General features: G+C 50.3%; 3 protein-coding genes. All 3 read left to right on the plus strand.

The annotated features are described in order from the left end of the window. Positions 1–297 precede the first annotated feature (297 nt). The 3 genes from RMO84_RS16465 to RMO84_RS16475 all read left to right on the plus strand — a co-directional run bounded on the left by RMO84_RS16465 (position 298) and on the right by RMO84_RS16475 (position 3900). Positions 298–483: a YqaE/Pmp3 family membrane protein gene (locus RMO84_RS16465; RefSeq protein WP_310489519.1), complete on the plus strand. Its 186-nt coding sequence runs from the start codon at positions 298–300 to the stop codon at positions 481–483. A 48-nt stretch (positions 484–531) separates the two neighbouring features. Continuing rightward, positions 532–924 carry a phage holin family protein gene (locus RMO84_RS16470; RefSeq protein WP_310489520.1) on the plus strand — a complete coding sequence of 131 codons (393 nt, stop codon included), beginning with the start codon at positions 532–534 and terminating at the stop codon, positions 922–924. 135 nt (positions 925–1059) lie between these two features. Further along, positions 1060–3900: an MFS transporter gene (locus RMO84_RS16475; protein ID WP_396135883.1), complete on the plus strand. Its 2841-nt coding sequence runs from the start codon at positions 1060–1062 to the stop codon at positions 3898–3900. The last annotated feature ends 110 nt before the right edge of the window (positions 3901–4010 follow it).

A 4010-nucleotide genomic window follows, 5' to 3' on the forward strand; every position in this document is an offset into this window, starting at 1 on the left:
TGAGAATCCCCCTAATTCCCCCTTAAAAAGGGGGACTTTGACCGGATCTTAGCCCCCTTGTTAAGGGGGTTTGGGGGATTTAGATCTAAAAACGAAGTCCAATAGACTTGTATATACACGGTAGCCTTTTGAAGGGGGGCTAGGGGGGATCTACCCACCGTAAACGAAGCAATTAGACTTTTCAGACATCCTCTGAGCTTCTCAACCGAATTCAAGTTATTTCAGTAGGGGCGATGGTGACATTTCCCTTACTGACAATAGCCAACCATCGTCATTTATCGATCTGGTGAACCAACAATGAAATTACTAAACTTAGCACTGGGAATTTTGATTCCCCCGGTTGGTGTTTTTCTAACCTATGGAGTTGGTACGACTCTATTCATTAATATTGCCCTCACGCTGCTCGGCTGGATTCCCGGCAGTATTCACGCCGTCTGGGCGATCGCCAAACAAGAGCAGATGAATGACTCAGTTTACAAATAAAACTGGCATTACTCACTGCGTCAGACTTTATTTAAAAATTTTACCGATATGAACAGCAACATTGTGCCCTACCTCGTCACTACCCTAGCCACTGCATTGGGCTTGTTAGTAGACGATTTGGTCGTTCCTGGTATTGAGATTGCCAACTTTCCGGCAGCATTAATCGCCGCCGCCGCGATCGGGTTTGTGAATGCGACTATCCGCCCGATTCTATCGATCCTCTCGTTGCCGATTAACTTCTTGAGTCTGGGATTGTTCTCACTCGTTGTTAATGGTGTATGTCTCTGGCTGGCTGCTATTTTAGTACCCGGCTTTGCCATTCATGGCTTACTCGCATTTATCCTCGGCCCGGTGGTCTTGTCATTAGCAAGCAGTTTTCTCAATAACTATTTTGCTGAGAAAAAGATCGGTCAAACTTCTACGCTTACCAGCAATAATTAGGTGCTTCGCACTAGTTGCCGCCCCAAAAGTTAGCCCAGTAATCAGATTGCCGATCGCCTGAAAAATTATTTTCAGGCGGATTTTAGGCAGTCTCGATTTGGCTCACTTGTTAAACACTTGTAATGGAGCAAAATGATGTTTTTCAATTTAAAACTTCCCTCGATCGGGAGTGAATCGTTACAACTGGCTCAGATCCGGATCGAACCAGGTGCGTTTGTCCTCGATAATCCCACCAGTTCCGGCTCGCAAATAGTTGTGGGCTTGCTCGCCGGAATTATGATGGCCTTTGCCTTCCAACTGTTACTCACCAATCTATCGGTTGCCTTAGTCGCCACACCGGGCGATGTGCCAGTCGATACCGGCTCAGATGATGATGACAGCCTGATGGATACCGTACGCGGCATCGAAACCAAAGTCGGTATCGGTGTGATGGTGACAGCCACGATCGCCTTATTTGCCGCATCATATCTGGCGGTGAAATTTAGCTTAGTCAACGATGCCTTCATCGGCGCGCTAGTGGGCGTGACGATTTGGGCGACCTACTTTACCGTCTTAGTCTGGCTCGGATCGAACGCTGTCGGCTCTGTGCTGGGGTCGATCGTCAGCACTGCGACATCTGGTATTCAAGGGCTGATGGGCGCGACCACGGGAGCGATCGGTGCGAGTGTGGCCAAAAACCAAGCCGTATCGACAGCCGAAGAAATTACCGCTGCCGTCCGCCGCGAACTGACTGCTGGCTTCGACCCCAGCAGCATTCAAAAGACGCTTCAAAGCTCGCTGAGTGGTTTGAAACTGCCCGATCTCGATCTCGATAAAATCGGCTCTCAGTTTGAAAAAATCATCAAAGATAGCGATCTCAAAGATCTTACCGATAGCGATCTGCTCAAAAATATCGATCGGCAAACCTTCGTCGATTTAGTCGGCAGTCGTACCGATTTATCGAAGCAAGACATCACCAAAATTGCTGACAAGCTGGAAGGTACTTGGAAACAACTCACTAACAAAGGCGGCAAAACTGATATCCCCACGCAGGTGCTCGATCTCATCAAGTCCGTCAACCCCGAAGATTTGAATCCCGATGAACTGACTGGCAAACTCCAATCGATCGTCCAAAGCAGCCTCGGCGGTGGTAATGGCGGTAGTTTGGCAGCGCGAGCATTGGAAGTGGGTTTGAGTGCGCTCGTCGGCAAGGTAGTGCAAAATGCCAATCTCTCCGATTTGGATGTCGAAAAAGTTACTGCTCAGGTCAATAAAGTTAAAACAGCCGTCCTCGGTGCGTCCGGCGGTAACAGCTCCGAGCAGTCGTCTACACCTGCTGAAGAGTCGAAACCCTTTAGTGTGATTCAGGCCGATCTGCAAGACTACCTGCTCTCATCGCCAGTGTGGAAACTCAGCCAAGCCAACGTCAAGCAAGAGTTTAAGGATGTAGTTTACGATCCGCAAGCCGATCCGGCAGCGATTCGCCAACAACTAGAGCCGATCGATCGCAATTATTTCGTCCAAACCCTCTCGATGCGCGACGATCTCCAGCCCGATAGCATTGAGAATCTAGCTACCTATTTCGATGAAGCCCGCTCGGAAGTCTTGGACTCGACCCGCGTCCCCGACTCAGCCGCAGTCCCGGCGATCGATCTGCAAGCCAAAGCCCAAGAGCTACGCGGCAAAGTCGAAGCTTATCTGCGCGATACCGATCGAGAGGAACTCAATCCCGACGGGATCGAGCGCGATCTCAAAGTTTTATTCGACGATCCCAAAGCGGGTATCGACGCGCTGCGCGATCGCTTATCGCAATTCGATCGCGAGACTTTGGTTCAGTTGTTGAGCCAGCGTCAAGATTTAGATGAAGACAAGGTCAATAAGATCCTCGATCGCATCGAATCCGTCCGCCAGAGCGCGCTAGATGCGCCGCGCCAACTGACCGAGCAAGCCAAAGCTCAATACGAACAAACCACAGCGGCGATCTCGGAATACCTGCGCAAAACCAACCTCGCCGAACTCGACCCCGACGGCATCAAGCGCGATCTCCAAACCTTACTCGAAGATCCCAAAGCCGGTGCGGGTGCCCTCCGCGAGCGGTTATCGCAAGTCGATCGCGAAACTTTAGTCAAGCTGCTCACTCAACAAGGCAACCTGACCGAAGAACAGGTAAATCAAACGGTAGACCAGTTGCAATCGGCGATTACTTCAATTGTCAAAGCCCCCCGCCGCCTCGCCAATCGTGCCAAACAACAAGCCGTAGACTTTGAAGCTAATCTAGAAAACTACCTCCGCAATACTCATAAGGATGAGTTAAATCCCGATAGCATCAAACGCGACTTGGAATTATTACTCAAAGATCCGCGCGCCGGCTTTAATAGCTTAGGCGATCGCGTCAGCAAGTTCGATCGATCCACCTTCGTCGCTCTACTCTCCCAACGCGAAGATATCAGCGAAGAAGAAGCCAATCGGATTGCCGAGCAAGTCGAATCCAACTATAAATCGATCGTCGAGCAGTTCCAAAAAATTCAACAACTCGCTCAAACCTCGATCGATAACTTATTTGGCAAAGTCCGCGACTATCTCAACGCCCTCGATCGACCCGAACTCAACTATGAAGGCATCCAAGCCGACTTTAGTAAGCTCTTTGACGACCCGCAAGCCGGATTTGAAGCTCTAGGCGAACGCTTCGGTGAATTCGATCGGGATACGCTGATTGCCGTCTTGAGTTCCCGCGAGGACATCTCCGAAGCCGATGCCGAACGCATTGTCTCGAAAATTGAAGAAACCCGCGATGGCGTCTTGAGTCGCGCTCAAGCCGTCCAGCAAGAAGTCAAAAAACGCTACAAAGCCGTCAAACGTCAAGCCCAACAACAAGCGATCGACACGCAAAAGGTCGCCGCTGGTGCTGCTTGGTGGTTGTTTGGTACGGCGGTGAGTTCTTTAGCCGCTTCGGCTGCAGCGGGCGTAATTGCGGTCAACGGGTTCTGGGTGCTCTAAGCTACGTTAGTACAATTTTCTCTCTAATTGTCGATCGTCCTCAAGTTAACTTGGGGGCGATTTTATGCTTAAAAAGATCCCCCTAAATCCCCAGGGCTGATTCATCGAGC

The sequence above is a fragment of the Chamaesiphon sp. VAR_69_metabat_338 genome (assembly GCF_031423935.1).
Taxonomy (GTDB): domain Bacteria; phylum Cyanobacteriota; class Cyanobacteriia; order Cyanobacteriales; family Chamaesiphonaceae; genus Chamaesiphon.

Bases quoted from the DNA above. Each gene is read 5' to 3' on its own strand.
- RMO84_RS16465 (WP_310489519.1), top strand. From the start codon at position 298: ATGAAATTACTAAACTTAGCACTGGGAATTTTGATTCCCCCGGTTGGT.
- RMO84_RS16470 (WP_310489520.1), top strand. From the start codon at position 532: ATGAACAGCAACATTGTGCCCTACCTCGTCACTACCCTAGCCACTGCA.
- RMO84_RS16475 (WP_396135883.1), top strand. From the start codon at position 1,060: ATGTTTTTCAATTTAAAACTTCCCTCGATCGGGAGTGAATCGTTACAA.